Consider the following 19,350-nt stretch of genomic DNA (forward strand, 5'->3'; position numbering starts at 1 on the left):
GCGGCTCGCGCCGCGCACGGCTCAGCAGCCTCCAGGGAGACTCCCCATGAAGATCGTGATCGCGCCGGATTCCTACAAGGAGAGCCTGTCGGCGCTCGAGGTGGCCCTGGAGATCGAAACCGGATTCCGCGAGATCTTTCCCGATGCGGTCTATGTCCGCATCCCCGTCGCCGACGGCGGCGAGGGCACGGTCGACGCGATGGTCGCGGCGACCGGCGGCACCTCGATCGACACGCCGGTGACCGGCCCGCTCGGGCAACCGGTCGTGGCACGCTGGGGCCTGACCGGCGACGGCGGCACCGCGGTGATCGAGATGGCGGCGGCGAGCGGCCTGACGCTGGTCGCGCCGGACGCGCGCAATCCGCTGCTCACCACCACCTACGGGGTCGGCGAGCTGATCCGCGCCGCCCTCGACCAGGGCTCGCGGCGCTTCATCATCGGCATCGGCGGCAGCGCCACCAACGACGGCGGCGCCGGCATGGTCGAAGCGCTGGGCGGACGTCTGCTCGACGGCGAAGGCCGGGCGATCGTCCGCGGCGGCGGCGGCCTCGCGTCGCTCGCCCGCATCGACGTCGCCGGGCTCGACCCGCGGCTCGCCGAGTGCCGGATCGAAGTCGCCTGCGACGTCGACAATCCGCTGACCGGGCCGCACGGCGCTTCGGCGACCTTCGGGCCGCAGAAGGGCGCGACCCCGGCGATGGTCGCCGAACTCGACGCGGCGCTCGCCCACTATGCCGCCATCATCCAGCGCGACCTCGGCAAGGCGGTGGCCGATCTGCCCGGCGCCGGTGCGGCCGGCGGCCTCGGCGCGGCGATGGTCGCCTTCCTCGGCGCCACCCTGCGGCCGGGGGCCGAAATCGTCACCACCGCGCTCGGCCTCGACGCGGCGGTCGCCGACGCCGATCTGGTGATCACCGGCGAAGGCCGGATCGACGGCCAGACGGTGCACGGCAAGACGCCGATGGGCGTGGCGCGGGTCGCCGCCCGCCACGGCAAGCCGGTGATCGGCATCGCCGGCTGCCTCGGCACCGGCTCGGAGCTGGTCCATGGCCACGACATCGCCGCGGTGTTCGCGGTGATGCGCCGGCCCTGCACGGTGGCCGAAGCGCTGGCCGACGCCGCCGTCAACGTCCGCACCGCGGCGCGCAACGTCGCCGCGGCGATCGCGCTGGGCCGCAGTCTCGCGCGCTGAGAGGCGCGCCTCAGCGGCCGCTCTCGCGGGCGAAGCGCCGGGCGACGTCGACGAAGGCCCGGAGTTTCGGCTGGGTCTGGGCGCGCGCCGGAAAATAGAGGTAGAGGCCCGGCCCGGTCGGCAGGTCGGCGGTGAGCACCCGCTCGAGCCGGCCGGCAGCGACGGCGTCGGCGACCAGCCCGAGCGGCAGGTAGGTGAGGCCCTGCCCGGCCTCGGCCAGGCGCAGCGCCAGATCGGCGTCGTCGAGGGTGATCGCCCCCGGCACGTCGATCGACAGATCCCGGCCGTGCCGAGTGAACTCCCAGCGATAGACCGCGCCGGAGGTCGGGAAGCGGTAGCGCAGCGCCACGTGGCGGGCGAGATCTTCGGGCGCCGCCGGTCGGCCGTGGGCGGCGAAATAGGCCGGGGAACCGACCACCGTCCAGGTGATGTCGGCGGTGAGGGCCACGGCGATCATGTCGCGGGCGAGCGATTCGCCGATGCGGATGCCGGCGTCGTAGCCCTTCTCGGTGATGTCGAGGGTCCCGTCCTCGACGGCGATCTCGAGCGTCACGTCGGGACAGGCGGCGCGGAACCGCGCCAGCAGCGGCGCCAGTACCAAGGACACCGCCAGCCGCGGCACGCTCAGCCGCAACCGACCCATCGGCCGATCGCGGAAGCCGGCGAGCCCCTCGACCGCGGCGCGGATTTCGCCGGCCGCCGGCCCGAGGCGGGCAAGGAAGGCGGCGCCGGCCTCGGTCAGCCCGACCCGGCGGGTGGTGCGGGCGAACAGCGCCACGCCGAGGCGGGTCTCGAGGGTGCGGATCGCCTGGCCGACCGCGGTCGGGCTGACCCCGAGGCTCGCGGCGGCGGCGGTGAAGGAGCGATGTTCGGCGACCGCGAGGAATTCGGTCAGCCCGTCGAAGGGGTCGATGCGCATCGGATCATGAAGCCCTGCTTCGCGGTTCATCCAGTCTAGCGCGGTTTATCTCCGCAATGCGAGGGGCGATGGTGAGCGGGTCCGGCGGGAGCGGCCCGCCGCGGCACCCTCGAGGAGGATCCCCATGCGCACCACCACCCTCGGAGACAGCGGTCTGATCGTGTCGCGGCTCGCCTTCGGGGCGATGACCTTCACCGCCGGCCATCCCGGTCTGGCGGCGGTCTACAAGACCGAGGCGGCCGAGGCGGAGGCGATGGTCGGCCGGGCGCTCGACGCCGGCATCACCCTGTTCGACACCGCCGACGCCTATGCCGACGGGCAGTCCGAGGAGATGCTGGGGCGGGCGCTCGGCGCGCGGCGCGACGAAGTGGTGATCACCACCAAGGTCGGCTTCCGCATGGGCGCGCCGCTGAACCGGGCCGGCCTGTCGCGGCGCCACATCCTGTGGTCGGTCGACGGCAGTCTGAAGCGGCTCGGCACCGACCGGATCGACCTCTATGTGGTCCACAAGGAAGATCCCTACACGCCGCTCGAGGAGACGCTGGAGGCGCTCGACGCGGTGGTGCGGGCCGGCAAGGTGCGCTATCTCGGCTTCTCCAACTGGTCGGCGTGGAAGGTCGCGGCGGCGCTGGAGATCCAGAAGGCACGTGGGCTCGCCCGATTCTGCCACGGCCAGATGCACTATTCGCTGCTCGGGCGCGACGTCGAACGCGACGTGATCCCGATGATGCGGCGCTACGGCCTCGGCCTGACGGTGTGGAGCCCGCTCGCTTCCGGATTCCTGACCGGCAAGTACACGCCCGAGACCCTGAACGATCCGGCCAACCGCTATTCGGGCTTCGACATCCTGCCCTTCGACAAGGCGGCGGGGTTCCGGCTGGTCGAGACCATGCGGGGGATCGCCGCGGCGCACGGGGCGAGCGTCGCCCAGGTGGCGATCGCCTGGCTGTTGGCCAAGAGCGCCGTGTCGAGCGTGCTGATCGGCGCATCGCGGCCGTCGCAGCTCGCCGACAATCTCGGCGCCGCCGACCTGACCCTGTCGGCCGAGGCGATTGCCACCCTCGACGCGGCGACGACCCCGGCGCCGGTCTATCCCAACTGGTTCATCGACCGGCTGGTCGACCCGGCGATGGTCGAAGCGCTGGGCCCGCGCTGACCCGCCCGGCGCGACGACCGACCGGCGCCTCGGGGTGTCGACGCCTCAGGGCGCCGGGGCGATCATCGCCACGCAGGCGCGCAGCGCCAGGAGATAGGACTCGACGCCGAAGCCGACGATCTGGCCGCGGACGATCGCCGAGATCACCGAGGTGTGGCGGAAGGTCTCGCGGGCGTGGACGTTGGACATGTGGACCTCGACGATCGGCACCGTGAGGATCGCCAGGGCGTCGCGGATGCCATAGCTGTAATGGGTCCAAGCGCCGGCGTTGACCATCACCGCGTCGACGCCCTCGAGATGGGCGCGGTGGATGCGCTCGACGAAGACGCCTTCGTGATTGCTCTGGAAATTCTCGACCTCGACCCCGAGCTCGCCGGCGAGCGCTTCGATCCGGCCGTAGATGTCGGCGAGAGTGGCGGTGCCGTACTGGGCGGGATCGCGCCGGCCGAACATGTCGTGGTTGATGCCGTGCAGCGCCAGGATCTTCGCCATGTCGCTCTCCGTCGCGGGTTGGGAACGGCGGCGGCGGACCGGCCCGGTCGGGGCCGCTCCGCCGGGCCGGGATCAGGCGGGGTTCAGCGCGTGGACGGCGCGGGCGGCAATCATGTCGGCGGTCGCGGCGCCATAGGCGGCCATGTGCGGGGCCGCGGCATGGGCGGCGAGATGAGCGGCGCTCTCCCACTTCTCGATCACCACGAAGGTGTCGGGACCGAAGGTCGCGAGCCCCGGCACGCCGGCGTCGACGGTCGGGCCGTATTCGATGCAGCCGGCCTCGGCGCGGACGGTCGGGACGAGCGCCCGGAACAGGTCGAGGACCTGGGCGCGCAGGCCGGGCTTGGTGGTGATGATCGCCACTACGTGCAGCATGGGGCTTCCTCGTGTCTGGGAGACGGAACGGCCGGGGCACCGTCGCGGCGCCCTGCGGAGCGCTCCGCGGCCCCGACCTGACAGGCTCGCTCGGGTCGAGTCAAGGGCTCGCCACGGGAGTGCGGCGAGGGCGACCGGTCACCGCACGTCGTCCCAGATCGCGCTGTGGGCGACGCCGTCGCGGCCGATCCAGGCGCGATACATGCCCTCGCTGTTGTAGGGCAGCGACACCGCACCGGTGGCGTCGACCGCCACCAGACCGCCCGACCCGCCGAAGGGGGCGATCTCGGCGACCACCGCCGGGGCGGCTTCTTCGAGCGACTGGCCGAGCAGGCGCATGCGCGCGTCGATCTCGTGGCCGACCGCCCAGCGGACGAAGATCTCGCCGTGACCGGTCGCCGAGATCGCGCAGGTGCGGTCGTCGGCCCAGGTGCCGGCGCCGATCAGCGGGCTGTCGCCGACCCGGCCGGGGCGTTTGCCGGTCATGCCGCCGGTCGAGGTGGCGGCGGCGAGATGGCCGTGGGCGTCGAGGGCGACCGCCCCGACGGTGCCGTGGCGGCGGGCCGGATCGTCGTCGCCGGACAGGCCGGCGGCGCGGCGGGCGAGTTCGTCGTCGAGGGCGGCGAGGCGGGCGTCGGTGGCGAACCACGTGGGATCGGCCATTTCCAGACCGCTGTCGCGGCAGAAGGCCCGCGCCCCCTCGCCGGTGAGCAGCACGTGCTCGGTGGTCTCCATCACCGCGCGAGCGGCGAGCACCGGGTGGCGCGGCCCGAAGATGCCGGCGACCGCGCCGCAGCGGCGATCCGCCCCGACCATCACCGCCGCATCCATCTCCTGGGTGCGGTCGGAGGTATAGACGGCACCCCGGCCGGCGTTGAACTGCGGATCGTCCTCGAGCGCCATCACCGCCGCGCAGACCGCGTCGAGGGCGGCGCCGCCGGCGCGCAGCACCGCGTGGCCGGCCTCCAGGGCGGCGCGCAGGCCGGCGTGGTAGGCGCGGGCGCGATCGGGAGTGACGACGGCGCGACGGATGGTGCCGGCACCGCCGTGCAGCGCGAGGACGGGAGGAATTTCGGACATCGGAACCTCGAGGGTCGGAACGGACGGGCGGATCACCGCAGGGCGGCGGAGAGGGCGGACAGCGCGTTCATCCAACCGACGGCGTCGGCGGCATCGGCGCAGTCGAAGGCGACGGTGGTGGCGTCGAGGCGACGGGCCGGCGGCAGCACCGCGGCGAGATCGGCGAGCGCCGGGGAATTCATCTCGAACTCGGCGACGAAGGGGCCGGGCACCACGAAGGGCGCCATCGCCCGGCAGCGCGCGACCGCGGCGGCGGCGGCGGCGCGGATCGCGGTGCGGGCGCGGGCCGGCGAGATCTGGCGGGCGGCGCGGTGGCCCAGCGCGGTCTTCACCGCCACGAACTCGGCCTCCGGGAACAGCGGCCGCGTCTCCTCGACGGTGCGGTCGTCGCCGGTGACCAGCGCCACCGGCACCCCGAGGGTGCCGGCATAGGCGCCGTAGATGCCGGGCTCGCCGAGCGGCCGGCCGGCGAGGCGGACGGCGCGGAAGGCGAAGCCGTTGGTGGTGTGGGCGAGCACGCCGCGGCCGCCGGCGGCGCCGTGGTGGCCGACCAGGAACATCGCATCGAAGGCGCGGTCGAGCCCGGCGGCCATGTTGAAGGGCTTGGGCTTGCCGAGGATCAGGTCGGCGCGAGGATCGAGCGCCTCGGGCAGGAGGTTGATCATCGAGCCGTGGGAATCGTTGACCACCACCTCGGTCGCCCCGCCGAGAAAGGCGCCGACCACCGCGGCGTCGACCTCGTCGGTCATCAGGCGGCGGGCGCGTTCGTATTCGGGATTGCCCGGCGTGCCCTGGAGGGGAGAAACGACGCCCGCCACGCCCTCGATGTCGGCGGAAATGAAGATCTTCATGACTTGTCCTTCAGCACATCGGCGAGCGAGGGGCGAAAATGACCGTCGCGGCCGCCGGTCGCCGGGGCGGCGAGGAGGGCGTTGAGGACCGCCTCCTGGGTGGCGTCGGCGGCGGCGCGGAACAGGAGATCGATACGGGCTTCGTCGAGCACCCGGCGCGTGGCGATCGCCGTCGGCGCGCGATGGGGGATGCGTTCGGCGGTGGAGACGGCCAGCGCGACGTCGCCGCTGCCGTTGCCCCAATGGGCGCCGAGCCGGGCGAGGCCGACGCCGGCCCGCTGCGCCACCCGCCGCAACTGGCGGCCGTCCATCGGCACGTCGGTGGCCAGCACGACGATCACCGAACCGCGCTCGGGCGGATCGGCGTCGACGACCGCGGCCGGGCGGCGCGGCGCTCTGGGCGGCCGCGGCCGGCGGCCGTCCGGCAGCACCAGATCGCCGGCGCGGCCGAAATTGGCGAGCACCAGGGCGCCGAGCGTCAGACCGGTGCCGTCGAGATCGAAACGGCGCGAGGCGGTGCCGATGCCGCCCTTGAAACCGAAGGCGCTCATGCCGGTGCCGGCGCCGACCGCGCCTTCGGCGACCGGTCCGCCGGCCGCCGCATCGAGGGCGGCCTCGGCGTCGGCGACCCCGAGGGCGCGGGCGCGGATGTCGGACAGCCAGCCGTCGTTGCACTCGAACACCACCGGATTGACGGTGCCGGTGTCGCGGCCGATGTCGGGATGGGCGGCGAGCGCCCGGCCGACCAGGGCATCGAAGCCGCAGCCGACGGCGAAGGTATTGGTGAGCAGGATCGGCGTCTCGAGCTGGCCGAGCTCGGCCACCTGCATCAACCCGAGGCTCTTGCCGAAACCGTTGATGACCTCGACGGCGGCCGGCAGTTTCTCGGCGAAGAGATCGCCGTCGTGGGGCCGGATCGCGGTGAAGCCGGTGCGGACGTCGCCGGCGACCAGGGTGCGATGGCCGACGGCGACGCCGGGGACGTCGGTGATGGCGTCGCACGGTCCGGTCGGCAGGTCGCCGCAGGCGAGACCGAAGGCGCGGGCACGGGCCGGGCGGGAGCCGTCCATGTCACAGACGCCTCAATTTGGGATCCAGCGCATCGCGCAGACCGTCGCCGAGCAGGTTGAAGGCCAGCACGGTGACGAAGATGGCGAGGCCGGGGAACAGCGTGACGTGGTCGGCGACGCCGATGTAGTTGCGGCCGTCGGCGAGCATGGCACCCCATTCCGGCGACGGCGGCTGGGCGCCGAGGCCGATGAACGACAGGCTGGCGGCGGTCAGGATCGAAGTGCCGATGCGCATCGAGAAATAGACCACGACGTTGGGCAGCGCGCCGGGCAGCAGGTGGCGGACCATGATCAGCCGGTCGGCGACGCCGATGGCACGAGCGGCGTCGATGTAGACGGCGCGTTTCAGCGACAGGGTCGAGCTGCGGGCGAGCCGGGCGAACACCGGCACCGAGAACACCGCCACGGCGTAGATGACGTTGTCGATGCCGGGGCCGAGGATGGCGATGACGGCGATCGCCAGCAGGATGCCGGGGAAGGCCAGCAGCACGTCGCAGATGCGCATGATCAGGCTGTCGACGAGGCCGCCGTAATAGCCGGAGATCACCCCGAGGGTGACGCCGCCGAGGCTGCCGAGGCTGACCGACAGGAAGCCGACGGCGAGCGAGATGCGGGCGCCGTGGACGATGCGCGAGAAGACGTCGCGGCCATAGGCGTCGGTGCCGGCCCAATGGCGGGCCGAGACGCCCTCGAGCACCGCCTCGTAGTCGGGGGCGACGGGGTCGAAGGGCACGATCCACGGCGCGGCGATCGCCACGGCGATCAGCGCGCAGAGGAACAGGCCGGCGAAGAGGGCGACCTTCTGGCGGCGGAAACGGCGCCAGAATTCTCCGAACGGGGTGCGGGTGGCCTCGGCGGCGAGGGAAGCGACGGTCGCGTCGGTCATCTGAAGCGGATCTCCGGATTGGCGAGCGCGTAGAGCACGTCGACGGCGAGGTTGATGACGATGAATTCGAGCGAGAACAGCAGGATCTCGGCCTGGATCACCGGATAGTCGCGATAGGCCACCGAATCGACCAGCAACCGGCCGAGGCCGGGCCAGGTGAACACCGTCTCGACGACGATCGAACCGCCGAGCAGAAAGCCGAACTGCAGGCCGACCATGGTGATCACCGGCACCAGGGCATTTCGCAGGGTGTGCTTCCAGATCACCGTCTGCTCCGGCACGCCCTTGGCGCGGGCGGTGCGGACGTAGTCCTCGCGGGCGATCTCGATGAAGGCGGAACGGGTGAAGCGGGCCATCACCGCCGCGACGCCGAGGCCGAGGGTGAAGGACGGCATCACGAAATGGGCCGGGGTGCCGTAACCGCCGGTCGGCAGCCAGCCGAGGCGGACCGAGAACAGGTCGATCATCAGCAGGCCGAGCCAGAAGGACGGGAAGGAGATGCCGGAGACGGCGACGAACATGCCGCCCCAGTCCTGCCAGCGGCCGCGCTTGACGGCGGAGGCGACGCCGATCAGCAGGCCGGCGGCGGTGGCCCAGACCATCGCGAAGACGGTCAGCCAGACGGTCGGCATCAGGCGTTCGCCGATCTCGGTGATCACCGGCCGGCGGCTCTTCAGCGACATGCCGAAGTCGCCCTGCACGGCGTGCGACAGGAAGCGCCAGTACTGGTCCCAGATCGGTCCGTCGAGGCCGAGCGACTTGCGCACCGCGGCGACGTCTTCGAGGGTCGCGTCCATGCCGGCGACCAGCCGGGCGGGGTCGCCGGGCAGGAGGTGCACGAAGGCGAAGACCACCACCGAGATCACCAGGATCACGGGGATCGTCCCGAGGATGCGACGGACGAGATAGTCGAGCATGGCGGCTCCGGCGGCGCGAAGGGTGGGGCGGGCCGCCGCCGGGACGTGTCCCCGGCGGCGGCCCGGCGTCTCACTTGAGTTCGGCGTCTTCGACCACGAAGCCGCGGTCGGGCAGCATGTAGACGCCGGACAGCGACTTCGACTGGGCCGAGATGTTCTCGATCACCCCGAGATAGACCCACGGCGCATCGACCCAGGCGAGCTTCTGCGCCTCGGCGTAGAAGGCGGCGCGCTTGGTCGGATCGGCGGTGCCCAGCGCCCCCTCGATGGCCGCGTCGACCTTGTCGTTCTTGTAGTAGGCGACGTTGTACATCGCCGGCGGGAAGCTCTTGCCGTAGAGCAGCGGGCGCAGACCCCAGTCGGCGTCACCGGTCGACGACGACCAGCCGCCGTACTGCAGCTGGACGGTGGCGTCCTCGGGCTTCTGCACCGACCAGATCTTCTGGGCCATCACGCCGGATTCGAGCGGGGTGACCGTCAACTTGACACCGACCTGGGCGAACTGCTGCTGTAGGAACTGCATGGCGCGGATCGCATTGGTGTTGTTGTTGGCGAACATCTCCGCCTCGAAGCCGTTCGGGAAGCCGGCGTCGGCGAGCAGGGCCTTGGCCTTGGCGACGTCGAAGGCGAATTCCAGCTGCTTCTGGTAGAAGCCGAGCTTCTGCGGGATGACCGAATCCGCCGGGGTGCAGAAGCCGGTGTAGACGATCTTGCAATAGGCGACCTTGTCGACCGCATGGTTCAGCGCCTGGCGGACGCGGAGATCGTCGAAGGGCTTCTTCATGGTGTTGATCGCCACGTACCACTCGACGATCGACGGTTCCTTGACCACCGACAGGGTCGGGATCTTCTCGGCGACGGCGACCAGTTCGGACGGGAACGGCACCGCGTACTGGATCTCGCCGGCCTGGAGCATGGCGAAGCGGGCGCCGTTCTCCGGCACCGAGCGGAAGGTCACGCCGTCGACCTTGGGCCAGCCCTTCTTCCAATAGCCGTCGAACTTCTCGACTTCGAGCACATCGGCGGCCCAGCGCTTGAACTTGAACGGGCCGGTGCCGACCGGGTTGCGGCCGATGTCCTTGCCGTACTTCTCGATCGCCGCGGGCGACAGCATCATCGCGCCGGGATGGGCGAGCGAGTTGATCATCGCGCCGAACGGGGTCTTGAGGATGATCTTGACGGTCGCGGCATCGATCACGTCGACGTGGTCGACCATCGCCACCAGCGAGCGGCGGGAGAGCTTGTTGTCGGGATTGGCGAGGCGCTCGATGTTGATCTTGACCGCGGTGGCGTCGAAGTCGGTGCCGTCGTGGAACTTCACGCCCTTGCGCAGGTGCAGGACGAATTCGGTGGCGGTGTCGTTGGCCTCGTAGCTCTCGGCGAGCAACGGCACCAGCTTCATGTCGTGGTCGAAGCCGAACAGGCCCTGATAGATCGTCCGCATCGCCGTCTGCGACTGGGTGTCGTTGACGTTGGTCGGATCGAGGCCGGTCATGTTGTCGGGCACGCCGACCACCAGGGTCTTGGCCGCAGCCAGACCCGGCAGCAGGAGAACGGTCGCCAGAGTGCCGGCGGCCAGAAGGTCACGGATACGCATCGCGGGGTTTCCTCTCTCTTCTCGCGTCAGGTGAAGTCGCCGATCGGGTGACGGGCGACGAAGTGTCCGGGTGCGACCTCGACCAGGGGGCGAACCACGGGGAGATCGTCGAGACGGCGGATCGGGCTGGGGATCTCGCCCTCGAGCATCGGTCGATCGCGGTCGCGACGGGTCGGGTCGGCGATCGGGACGGCCGCCATCAAGCGGCGGGTATAGGCGTGCTGGGGGTTCTCGAAGACCGCGATGCGCGGGCCGATCTCGACGATCTGGCCGAGATACATCACCGCCACGCGGTGGCTGACCCGCTCGACCACGGCGATGTCGTGGCTGATGAAGACATAGGCGAGGCCGCGCTTTTCCTGCAGTTCCATCAAGAGGTTGACGATCTGGGCCTGGATCGAGACGTCGAGCGCGGCGACCGCTTCGTCGGCGATCAGCAGTTCCGGCTCGCAGGCGAGTGCGCGGGCGATGCACAGGCGCTGACGTTGGCCGCCGGAGAATTCGTAAGGGTAGCGCTTGGCGTGTTCGGGTAGCAGGCCGACGTCGGCGAGCAGGGCGGCGACCCGGTCGTCGATCTCGGCGCGCGGCACCAGCTCGTGGGTCAACAGCGGTTCGGCGATCGAGAAGCCGACGGTGAGACGCGGATCGAGCGAGGCGAAGGGGTCCTGGAAGACGTATTGGATCTTCTGGCGCAGCCGCCGCCGCTCGGCCGGGGCCATCGCGAAGATGTCGCGACCCTTGAAGGCGATGCGGCCCGAGGTCGCCGTCTGGAGCTGCATGATGGTGCGGCCGGTGGTCGACTTGCCGCAGCCGCTCTCCCCGACCAGTGCCAGGGTCTCGCCGGCGCGCAGGTCGAAGGACACCTGCTCGACGGCGTGGACGCGGCCGGTCAGGCCGCCGAACAGGCCTTTGCGGACGTCGAAGCGGGTGGTGAGGTCGCCGACCTCGAGCAGGGGCCTGTCGCCGCGGACGGTGTCCTGCGGCGGCGACTGGGTGGTCGAGCCGGCGACGCCGGCGGCGCCGTCCTCGATCACCACCAGCGGGAAGCGGCGCGGCAAGGTCTCGCCGGCGAGTGCGCCGAGGCGCGGCACGGCGGAGAGCAGGGCGCGGGTATAGGGATGGCGGGGGCGCGCGAAGATCTCGGTGGCGCTGCCTTCTTCGACCTTCTTGCCCCGATGCATCACCAGGACCCGGTCGGCGACTTCGGCGACCACGCCCATGTCGTGGGTGATGAACATCACCGCCATGCCCATCTCTTCCTGGAGGATCCGGATGAGCCGCAGGATCTGGGCCTGGATGGTGACGTCGAGGGCGGTGGTCGGTTCGTCGGCGACCAGGAGCTTCGGCCGGCAGGCCAGCGCCATGGCGATCATCACCCGCTGGCGCATGCCGCCGGAGAGCTGGTGCGGGTGGCGGTCGAGCAGACCGCGGGCCTCGGGGATGCGGACCTTCTCCAGCATCCGCAGCGCCTCGGCGCGGGCGTCGCGGTCGTTGGCGCCCTGGTGCAGGCGCACCGCTTCGGCGATCTGCTCGCCGATGGTGAACACCGGATTGAGCGAGGTCATCGGCTCCTGGAAGATCATGGCGATCTCGTTGCCGCGGATGCCGTTCATCGCTTCGAGCGGCTCGGCGGCGAGGTCGCGCCGGCCCGTGCTGCCGTCGAACAGGATCGAACCGGCGGAGATCCGGCCACCGCCGAATTCGACCAGCCGCATCAGGGCGAGCGAGGTCACCGACTTGCCGGAGCCGCTCTCGCCGACCACCGCCAGGGTCTCGCCGGGATCGATGTGGAAATCGAGCCCGTCGACGGCGCGCAAGGCCCCCTCTTCGGTGGCGAATTCCACCGTCAGGCCGCGGACCTGGACGAGGGGCGTCGGCGCGGGGGACGCGGCGGCGGAAAGGGTCATTCGCGGAACCTCGTGGAGTCCGGGGCGGCACCTGGGCCGAAGGCTTCGATGTCCTCGACCCACAGATGGGGCGAGATGCGACGGGAGAGCTCGGCTTCCGCCGCGGTGCTGCGGCGACGGGCGGTGAGCAGGGCCGCGAAGGCCTCGAACAGCCCGACCACCGCGGTCGGCGAGGCGTGCAGCAGCGGATGCTGGGCGGAGGCGACGAGCACCAGATCGGCGAGGGCGGCGAGCGGCGCGGCGCGGGCATCGGTGAAGCCGATCACCGTGGCGCCCTGGGCGCGCAGCGCCGCGGCATGGTCGAGGGTCGCACGGGAATAGCGCGGCAGGGTGACGGCGATCACCACGTCCTCGGGGCCGACGTCGAGGGTGCGGCGCAGGATGCGCTCCTGGCCGCCGTGACCGTCGAGCACCACCGAGGCGCGGCAGAACGGACCGATCATGTCGGCGAACAGGTCGACCAGCGCCGCCGACAGGCCGAAACCGAGGAAATAGACCCGCCGGGCCTCGGCGACCGCTTCGGCGGCCCGCACCCAGGTGGCGAGATCGAGGCTCGCCCCGGCCTCGCGCAGGTTGGCGCCGGCGGCCTCCAGCGAAGCGGCGACGACGAAACCATCGTCGCCGAGACGATCGGCCTGCGCCTCGAGCTTTTCGACCGGCGACATGATCCGGCGGAAACCGGCGACCGCCAGGAGGCGGAAGGCGGCGAACCCGTCGAGCCCGAGGCCGCGGGCGAAGCGGTTGACGGTGGCCACCGAGACGCCGGCGGCGAAGGCCAGTTCCTCGATGCCCATGGTCGCCGTCTGGACCGGATGACCCGCGACGTAGTCGGCGATCCGCCCCTGCTGAGGCGTCAGGTCGGCGCGGCGCGAGGCGATCAACGACAACAGCGGGGACATCGGCACCGAGGGTCCTCCTGCGTGTCCGGTCGGCGGTGAAAATATCTCGGTCAGATCGCGCGGCCTTGCAATGAAATTTTTCTCTGTCCCGCCTGAGAATTGGGCCGCCGGGCAGCGGCGGCGTCGAGCGAGCCGCCTCTCCGCACAATGCATGGCACCCGCCCCGAATCCGGGCTTGGGCCCGGCCCCGCCCGCGTATTAGGCTCCGCGTTTGCCGGAGGCGTCGCCGCCCGTCGCCTCCCGTCCGTCACCCGCCGGCCCCACGCGTCCGAACGACGCAGGGGGATCGCGCCCGCCCGGGAGCTTCGCCTTGAACCGGATCGCCTATCTCAACGGAGACTTCGTGCCCCTCGGGGAGGCCCGCGTGTCGGTGCTCGACCGCGGCTTCCTGTTCGCCGACGGCATCTACGAGGTCTCGGCGGTGCTCGACGGCAAATTGATCGACAACGACAGCCATCTGGCGCGGCTCGAACGGTCGGTCGGCGAGATTTCGCTGGCCCTGCCGGTGTCGCTACCGCGTCTGGTCGAGATCCAGCGCGAGCTGATCGCCCGCAACGGGCTCGCCGACGGCGTGGTCTACATCCAGGTGACCCGCGGCGTCGCCGATCGCGACTTCCACTTCCCCGAGGGCGCCACCCCGACGCTGTTCCTGTTCACCCAGGCCAAGAACATCATCGAGTCGCCGGCCGCCAAGACCGGGGTCGCGGTCAAGCTGGTGCCCGACCTGCGCTGGGGGCGCTGCGACATCAAGAGCGTGGCGCTGCTCGCCCAGGTGCTGGCCAAACAGGCGGCGCACGAGGCCGGCTGCGCCGAGGCCTGGATGACCCGCGACGGCTTCGTCACCGAAGGCGGCTCGTCGACGGCGTTCATCGTCACCGCCGACGGCACCGTGGTGACCCGGCCGAACTCGACGGCGATCCTGCCCGGCTGTACCCGCAAGGCGCTGCTGGCGCTGGCCGCGGAAGGATCGATCCGGCTCGAGGAACGGGCCTTCTCGGTCGACGAGGCCTTCGCCGCGTCGGAAGCCTTCATGACCTCGGCGTCGAGCTTCGTCTATCCGATCGTCACCATCGACGGCCGCCCGGTCGGCACCGGCCAGCCCGGCCCGGTCGCCACCCGTCTGCGCGAACTCTACATCGCCTTCGCCCGCGCCACCGCGGTGTGAGCGAGGCTCGCGAACGACCTCGGATCCCGGCCCCGGCGGCAACGCCGGGGCCGTCGTCTTTCGGGGCCTCGCCCGGCCGCGTCAGGCGTTGTCGCGAACCCAGGCGGCGATCTCGGCATGGGTGGCGAACCACACGTCGCCGGTCGCCTTGATGTGGGCGATCAGCTCCTCGAGGATGAAGAAGCGCGAGCGGTAGGTGATGACGTGCGGATGCATGGTCAGCAGGAACAGCCCGCCAGCGGCGGCCGCGCCGTCGAATTCGCGACGGAAGATCTCGGCCACCGTCGAGGGCGCGGTATAGGGGCGCAGCGCCTGGAAGCGGTTCATGTTGAAATAGACCGCGTCGTCGCGGATCCATTCGACCGGCAGTTCGACGATGCCGGTGGGCTCGCCGTTTTCGACGATCTCGTAGGGGTCGTCGTCGGCCATCAGCGAGCTGTCGTAGAGCAGGCCGAGCTCGCGCTCGATCTTCAGGGTCGCCGGCGAGAAGTCCCAGGACGGGGTGCGCATGCCGACCGGGCGCACCCCGGTGATCTTTTCCAGCGTGTCGGCGGCGCGGAAGTGCAACTCGCGTTCGTCGGCTTCCGGCAGGGCGGTGTTGAGCTCGTGGATCCAGCCGTGCAGGCCGATCTCGTGGCCCTCGGCGATCACCCGGCGCTGTTCGTCGGGGTGGAGCAGGGCCGAGACCGCCGGCACGAAGAAGGTCGCCGGGATGCTCTCCCGGCCCAAGAGATCGAGGATCTTCGGCACGCCGACCCTGGCGCCGTATTCGCCCCAGGACAGGCGCCCGAAGGACTTGCCGCCGTCGCGCAACTCGTTGGTCTCGTGGTCGCTGTCGAAGGACAGGGCGACGGCGCAGCGCTTGCCGCCCGGCCAGGCCTTCGGCTTCAGCGAGCGGCCGGCCCGCACCTTGGCGACGCGGGCGCGCCATTCCTCTTCCGGCCATTGCCAGGGTTCCATCGGATCAACCTCCATGCGGGACGTGGGGGGGAGCGTCGGTCGCCAGATGGCAGGCGACGTCGCGGCCGTCGGCGAGGCGGCGCAACAGCGGGCGTTCGACGCGGCAGCGCGCCTCGGCCAACGGACAGCGCGGATGGAAGTGGCAGCCCGGCGGCGGCGCCAGGGGCGAGGGCAATTCGCCGCTGATCGGCGAGACCCCGCCGGCGGCGTCGGGATCGAGGCGCAGGCGCGGCACGCTGTCGAGCAGGGCGCGGGTGTAGGGGTGGCGCGGATGGCCGTAGACCTCCGCCGCGGTGCCGACTTCGACGATGCGGCCGAGATACATGATCGCCACGCGGTCGCAGAGATGGCGGACCACGCCGAGATCGTGGCTGATGAACAACAGCGTCAGGCCGAGGTCGCGCCGCAGTTTCAGGAACAGATTGACGATCTGCGCCTGGATCGAGACGTCGAGCGAGGCGACCGGCTCGTCGCAGACCAGCACGTCGGGACGCATGGCGAGCGCCCGGGCGATGGCCACACGTTGGCGCTGGCCGCCGGAGAACTGGTGGGGGAAACGGCGGGCGAAGGCCGGATCGAGGCCGACCCGGAGCAGCCATTCGGCGACATGGGCCTGCGCGGCGCGGCGCTCGACGAAGCCATGGGCGATCGGCCCCTCGGAGATCGTCTCGCCGACGGTCATGCGCGGATCCAGCGAGGCGAAGGGATCCTGGAACACGGTCTGGACGCGGGTGGTGGTCTTGCGGCCGGCGGCGTCGGTGACCGGCCGGCCGTCGATGCGCACCCGGCCTTCGCTGGCGCGGTGGATGCCGGCGAGGATGCGGCCGAGGGTCGACTTGCCGCAGCCGGATTCGCCGACCAGCCCCAGAGCTTCACCCTTGGCGATGGTCAGATCGACGCCGTCGACGGCGTGCAGCACCCGGCGATCGAGGCCGGCGCCGAGATGGGCGAGGAGTTCCTCGGCGAGCGAGATCTGCGGCGCGAAGATCTTGCCGACCTTGTCGAGCACCACGAAGGCCTCGGCGGCGACGCCGGCGGGCGGGGCGAGGGTCATCGGCGGGCCTCCTCGAGCGGATGGTGGCAACGCCAGCCGCGCGGCCCCACCTCGGTCGCCGGCGGCGCCACGCCGCAGGCGGCGTCGGCATGGCCGCACCGCGGGGCGAAGGCACAGCCGGGCGGCAGGGCGGCGAGCGACGGCGGTGCGCCGGGGATCTGGGCGAGGTCGTGGCCGGGCTCGCCGCGCGACGGCAGCGAGTCGAGCAGGCCGCGTGTATAGGGATGGCGCGGCCGCGACAGGACCGCGGTGGTCGGGCCGTGCTCGACGATGCGGCCGGCGTACATCACCGCGACGCGGTCGGCGACGGTCGAGACGGTCGCCAGATCGTGGCTGATCCAGATCATCGCGGTGCCGTCCTCGCGGGCCAGCCGCTGCAGCTCGACCAGGATCTGCGCCTGGATCGACACGTCGAGCGCGGTGGTCGGCTCGTCGGCGATGATCACCGCGGGGTGGTTGAGGATGGCGATGGCGATGGCGACGCGCTGGCGCATGCCGCCGGAGAACTGGTGGGGATAGGCGTCGAGCCGGGCGCGGGCCTCGGGGATGCCGACCCGGGTCAGGGCCTCGGCGGCGCGGGTCGCCATGTCGGCGCGGCTCATGCGGTGATGGGCGGCGATCACCAGGCCCATCTGGTCGCCGATCGACAGCACCGGGTTCAGGGTCATCATCGGATCCTGGAACACCATCGAGATGCGGCGGCCGCGCAGGGCGCGCATCTCGGGCTCGGCCAAGCCGACCAGCTCGCGGCCGTCGAGTTCGACCGACGCGGTCGGCTCGACCCGGCCGGGCTCGTCGACCAGACCGATCAACGAGAAGCCGGTCATCGACTTGCCCGATCCCGACTCGCCGACGAGGCCGAGAACCTCGCCGCGATCGAGGGTGAAGGACACGCCGTCGACGACGGTGACGGTGCCGGCACGCGAGCGGAAGCGGGTGGTCAGGTCGCGGACGCGCAGGATCGGTCCGGTCATCGCTTCAGCCTCGGATTGAGTTGGTCGCGCAACTGGTCGCCGACCAGATTGATGGCGACGATCAGGATGATCAGCGCGACGCCGGGATAGATCGAGATCCAGTAGCGGCCCGAGAGCATGTACTGGAAGCCGTTGGCGATCAGCATGCCGAGGGAGGGCTCGGTCGGCGGCAGGCCGACGCCGAGGAAGGACAGGGTCGCCTCCAGCGACACCGCGGCGGCGACCTGGACGGTGGCGACGACGATCAGCGGCGGCAGGCAGTTGGGCAGGATGTGGCGCAGCACCACCCGCGGCGCCGACAGCGGGATCGACAGCGCCGCCTCGACATAGTCCTTCTGGCGTTCGGCCGCCGCCGAGCCGTGGGCGGTGCGGGCGAAATAGGCGTATTGCGCGGCGACCAGGGCGGTGATCAGCGGCCCGCGGCCCTGACCGAGCAGCGCGGCGAGGACGAAGGCGAGCAGGATCGCCGGAAACGACAGTTGCAGATCGACGATGCGCATGATCAGCGATTCGATGCGCCCCCCCGCATAGGCCGCGCCGGTGCCGAGCAGGGCGCCGATGACGAAGGCCAGCGCCCCGGCGGCGAGCCCCATCTCGAGCGAGATCCGGAGGCCGTAGAGGATCGCCGACAGCAGGTCGCGGCCCTGGGCGTCGGTGCCGAGGAGGTGGTGGATGCCGGTCGAGCCGACGAAGCCGGGCGGACGGCGGGCGTCGCGCAGGGTCAGGCCCGAGAGGTCGTAAGGGTCCTGGGGGGCCACCAGCGGCGCGAACATCGCCAAGAGCAGGATCACCACCACCACCACCGCGGCGGCGACGGCGACGCGGTTTTCCAGGAATTCGGCGAGGAAGCGGCGCAGCGGGGTCGAGGTGTCCATCACGAGCGACCCTTGCTCAGGCGCGGATCGAGCGCCGCATAGGCGAGATCGACCGAGAGGTTGATGGCGATGAACACGAAGGAGACGATCACCAGATAGGCGACCATCACCGGGCGATCGAGGGCGGTGATCGACTCGATCACCAGCTTGCCGAGGCCCGGCCAGGAGAAGATCGTCTCGGTGACCACCGCGAAGGCCAGCGTCGAGGCGAGCTCGAGACCGAACACGGTGACGATGGGGATGGCGATCAGGCGCAGGACGTGGCGGCTCAGCACCGTCCATTCCGACAGGCCGGCGGCACGGGCGAACTTGACGACGTCGCTCGACATAGTCTCGCGGGTGCCGGAGCGGGCGAGCCGGACCATCATGGCGAATTTGAACAGCGACAGGTTGAGCGCCGGCAGCAGCATGTGGCGCAGGCCGTCGAGGGTCAGGAAACTCCATTCGACTCCGAACAGGCTCACCGTCTCGCCGCGGCCGCCGGCGGGCAGCCAGCCGAGATCGACCGCGAAGACGAAGATCAGGACCAGGCCGATCCAGAAGGTCGGCACCGAGAAGCCGAGGATCGACAGGCCCATGACCACCCGGGAGAAGATCCGGTCGGGTCGATAGCCGGCGTACATGCCGAGCGGCACGCCGACCAGGGTGGCGCCGAAGATCGCGGTGAGGGTCAGTTCCAGGGTCGCCGGCAGGCGGGTCAGGATCAGCTGGGTCACCGGAATGCCGTAGACGAAGGAGGTGCCGAAGTCGCCGCTGAGCACCCGGCCGAGGAAGGCGAAATACTGCTCCCACAGCGGCAGATCGAGGCCGTAGCGGGCGATCGTCGCGGCGCGGATGTCCTGGGTGGCATCGGGCGAGATCAGCACGTCGATCGGGTTGCCGATGGCGTAGACCCCGACGAAGACGAGGGCCGACATCACCAGCATGACGACCACCGCCTGCATCAATCTCTGGAGTACGAACCCGGCCATCCCGTCCTCT

General features: G+C 71.0%; 19 protein-coding genes. 3 read left to right on the forward strand and 16 right to left on the reverse strand.

All coding sequences use genetic code 11. The annotated features are described in order from the left end of the window. The first annotated feature begins 46 nt into the window (after window positions 1-46). Window positions 47-1,192: a glycerate kinase gene (locus EYW49_RS00080; RefSeq protein WP_131304670.1), complete on the forward strand. Its 1,146-nt coding sequence runs from the start codon at window positions 47-49 to the stop codon at window positions 1,190-1,192. Between the two features lie 10 nt (window positions 1,193-1,202). On the opposite strand, the gene EYW49_RS00085 is transcribed toward EYW49_RS00080, so the two are convergent. Continuing rightward, a complete protein-coding gene (locus EYW49_RS00085) occupies window positions 1,203-2,141 on the reverse strand; it encodes a LysR family transcriptional regulator (RefSeq protein WP_323052973.1) in 939 nt (312 codons plus the stop codon). 94 nt (window positions 2,142-2,235) lie between these two features. On the opposite strand from EYW49_RS00085, the gene EYW49_RS00090 reads away from it, so the two are divergent. Next, window positions 2,236-3,267: an aldo/keto reductase gene (locus EYW49_RS00090; RefSeq protein WP_131304672.1), complete on the forward strand. Its 1,032-nt coding sequence runs from the start codon at window positions 2,236-2,238 to the stop codon at window positions 3,265-3,267. A gap of 45 nt (window positions 3,268-3,312) precedes the next feature. Here EYW49_RS00090 and EYW49_RS00095 read toward each other — a convergent pair whose 3' ends face one another. The 10 genes from EYW49_RS00095 to EYW49_RS00140 all read right to left on the reverse strand — a co-directional run bounded on the left by EYW49_RS00095 (window position 3,313) and on the right by EYW49_RS00140 (window position 13,341). Beyond that, on the reverse strand, window positions 3,313-3,759 hold the full coding sequence (locus EYW49_RS00095; RefSeq protein WP_131304674.1) for a type II 3-dehydroquinate dehydratase: 447 nt from the start codon (window positions 3,757-3,759) through the stop codon (window positions 3,313-3,315). Between the two features lie 72 nt (window positions 3,760-3,831). Then, window positions 3,832-4,134 carry a putative quinol monooxygenase gene (locus EYW49_RS00100; protein WP_131304676.1) on the reverse strand — a complete coding sequence of 101 codons (303 nt, stop codon included), beginning with the start codon at window positions 4,132-4,134 and terminating at the stop codon, window positions 3,832-3,834. A gap of 138 nt (window positions 4,135-4,272) precedes the next feature. Beyond that, window positions 4,273-5,214, reverse strand: a complete 942-nt coding sequence (locus EYW49_RS00105) for an isoaspartyl peptidase/L-asparaginase family protein (RefSeq protein WP_131304678.1) — start codon at window positions 5,212-5,214, stop codon at window positions 4,273-4,275. A 32-nt stretch (window positions 5,215-5,246) separates the two neighbouring features. Continuing rightward, entirely contained in the window at window positions 5,247-6,065 is an 819-nt protein-coding gene (locus tag EYW49_RS00110) for a M55 family metallopeptidase (RefSeq protein WP_131304680.1), read from the reverse strand. Beyond that, entirely contained in the window at window positions 6,062-7,135 is a 1,074-nt protein-coding gene (locus tag EYW49_RS00115; RefSeq protein WP_131304682.1) for a DmpA family aminopeptidase, read from the reverse strand. Before EYW49_RS00115 ends, EYW49_RS00110 begins: the two co-directional genes overlap by 4 nt. Window position 7,136: 1 nt before the next feature. After that, window positions 7,137-8,021, reverse strand: coding sequence for an ABC transporter permease subunit (locus tag EYW49_RS00120; protein ID WP_131304684.1), 885 nt, complete (start codon window positions 8,019-8,021; stop codon window positions 7,137-7,139). After that, window positions 8,018-8,938, reverse strand: a complete 921-nt coding sequence (gene gsiC / locus EYW49_RS00125) for a glutathione ABC transporter permease GsiC (RefSeq protein WP_131304686.1) — start codon at window positions 8,936-8,938, stop codon at window positions 8,018-8,020. Before gsiC ends, EYW49_RS00120 begins: the two co-directional genes overlap by 4 nt. Window positions 8,939-9,008: 70 nt before the next feature. Beyond that, complete coding sequence (locus EYW49_RS00130; RefSeq protein ID WP_131304688.1) at window positions 9,009-10,535, reverse strand: glutathione ABC transporter substrate-binding protein; 1,527 nt, start codon at window positions 10,533-10,535, stop codon at window positions 9,009-9,011. A 26-nt stretch (window positions 10,536-10,561) separates the two neighbouring features. After that, window positions 10,562-12,442, reverse strand: a complete 1,881-nt coding sequence (locus EYW49_RS00135) for an ABC transporter ATP-binding protein (protein WP_131304690.1) — start codon at window positions 12,440-12,442, stop codon at window positions 10,562-10,564. Next, window positions 12,439-13,341: a MurR/RpiR family transcriptional regulator gene (locus EYW49_RS00140; RefSeq protein ID WP_228259369.1), complete on the reverse strand. Its 903-nt coding sequence runs from the start codon at window positions 13,339-13,341 to the stop codon at window positions 12,439-12,441. Before EYW49_RS00140 ends, EYW49_RS00135 begins: the two co-directional genes overlap by 4 nt. A gap of 310 nt (window positions 13,342-13,651) precedes the next feature. Here EYW49_RS00140 and EYW49_RS00145 point away from each other — a divergent pair, with 310 nt between their 5' ends. Continuing rightward, window positions 13,652-14,506, forward strand: coding sequence for a D-amino-acid transaminase (locus EYW49_RS00145; protein ID WP_131304694.1), 855 nt, complete (start codon window positions 13,652-13,654; stop codon window positions 14,504-14,506). Window positions 14,507-14,587: 81 nt separating this feature from the next. On the opposite strand, the gene EYW49_RS00150 is transcribed toward EYW49_RS00145, so the two are convergent. Genes EYW49_RS00150 through EYW49_RS00170 form a run of 5 tightly spaced genes read right to left on the reverse strand, consistent with a single transcriptional unit; the run spans window position 14,588 to window position 19,340 of the window. Continuing rightward, window positions 14,588-15,466: a polysaccharide deacetylase family protein gene (locus EYW49_RS00150; protein WP_131304696.1), complete on the reverse strand. Its 879-nt coding sequence runs from the start codon at window positions 15,464-15,466 to the stop codon at window positions 14,588-14,590. 4 nt (window positions 15,467-15,470) lie between these two features. Continuing rightward, a complete protein-coding gene (locus EYW49_RS00155) occupies window positions 15,471-16,520 on the reverse strand; it encodes an ABC transporter ATP-binding protein (RefSeq protein WP_131304698.1) in 1,050 nt (349 codons plus the stop codon). Beyond that, on the reverse strand, window positions 16,517-17,494 hold the full coding sequence (locus EYW49_RS00160) for an ABC transporter ATP-binding protein (RefSeq protein ID WP_131304700.1): 978 nt from the start codon (window positions 17,492-17,494) through the stop codon (window positions 16,517-16,519). Before EYW49_RS00160 ends, EYW49_RS00155 begins: the two co-directional genes overlap by 4 nt. Beyond that, window positions 17,491-18,369 (reverse strand): ABC transporter permease, encoded by an 879-nt coding sequence (locus tag EYW49_RS00165; protein WP_131304701.1) that lies wholly within the window; start codon window positions 18,367-18,369, stop codon window positions 17,491-17,493. The genes EYW49_RS00160 and EYW49_RS00165 overlap by 4 nt, the downstream gene beginning before the upstream one ends. Beyond that, window positions 18,369-19,340, reverse strand: a complete 972-nt coding sequence (locus EYW49_RS00170; protein WP_131304703.1) for an ABC transporter permease — start codon at window positions 19,338-19,340, stop codon at window positions 18,369-18,371. The genes EYW49_RS00165 and EYW49_RS00170 overlap by 1 nt, the downstream gene beginning before the upstream one ends. Window positions 19,341-19,350 lie beyond the last annotated feature (10 nt).

Source organism: Siculibacillus lacustris, assembly GCF_004328075.1.
In the GTDB taxonomy this organism is placed as follows: Bacteria; Pseudomonadota; Alphaproteobacteria; order Rhizobiales; family Ancalomicrobiaceae; genus Siculibacillus; species Siculibacillus lacustris.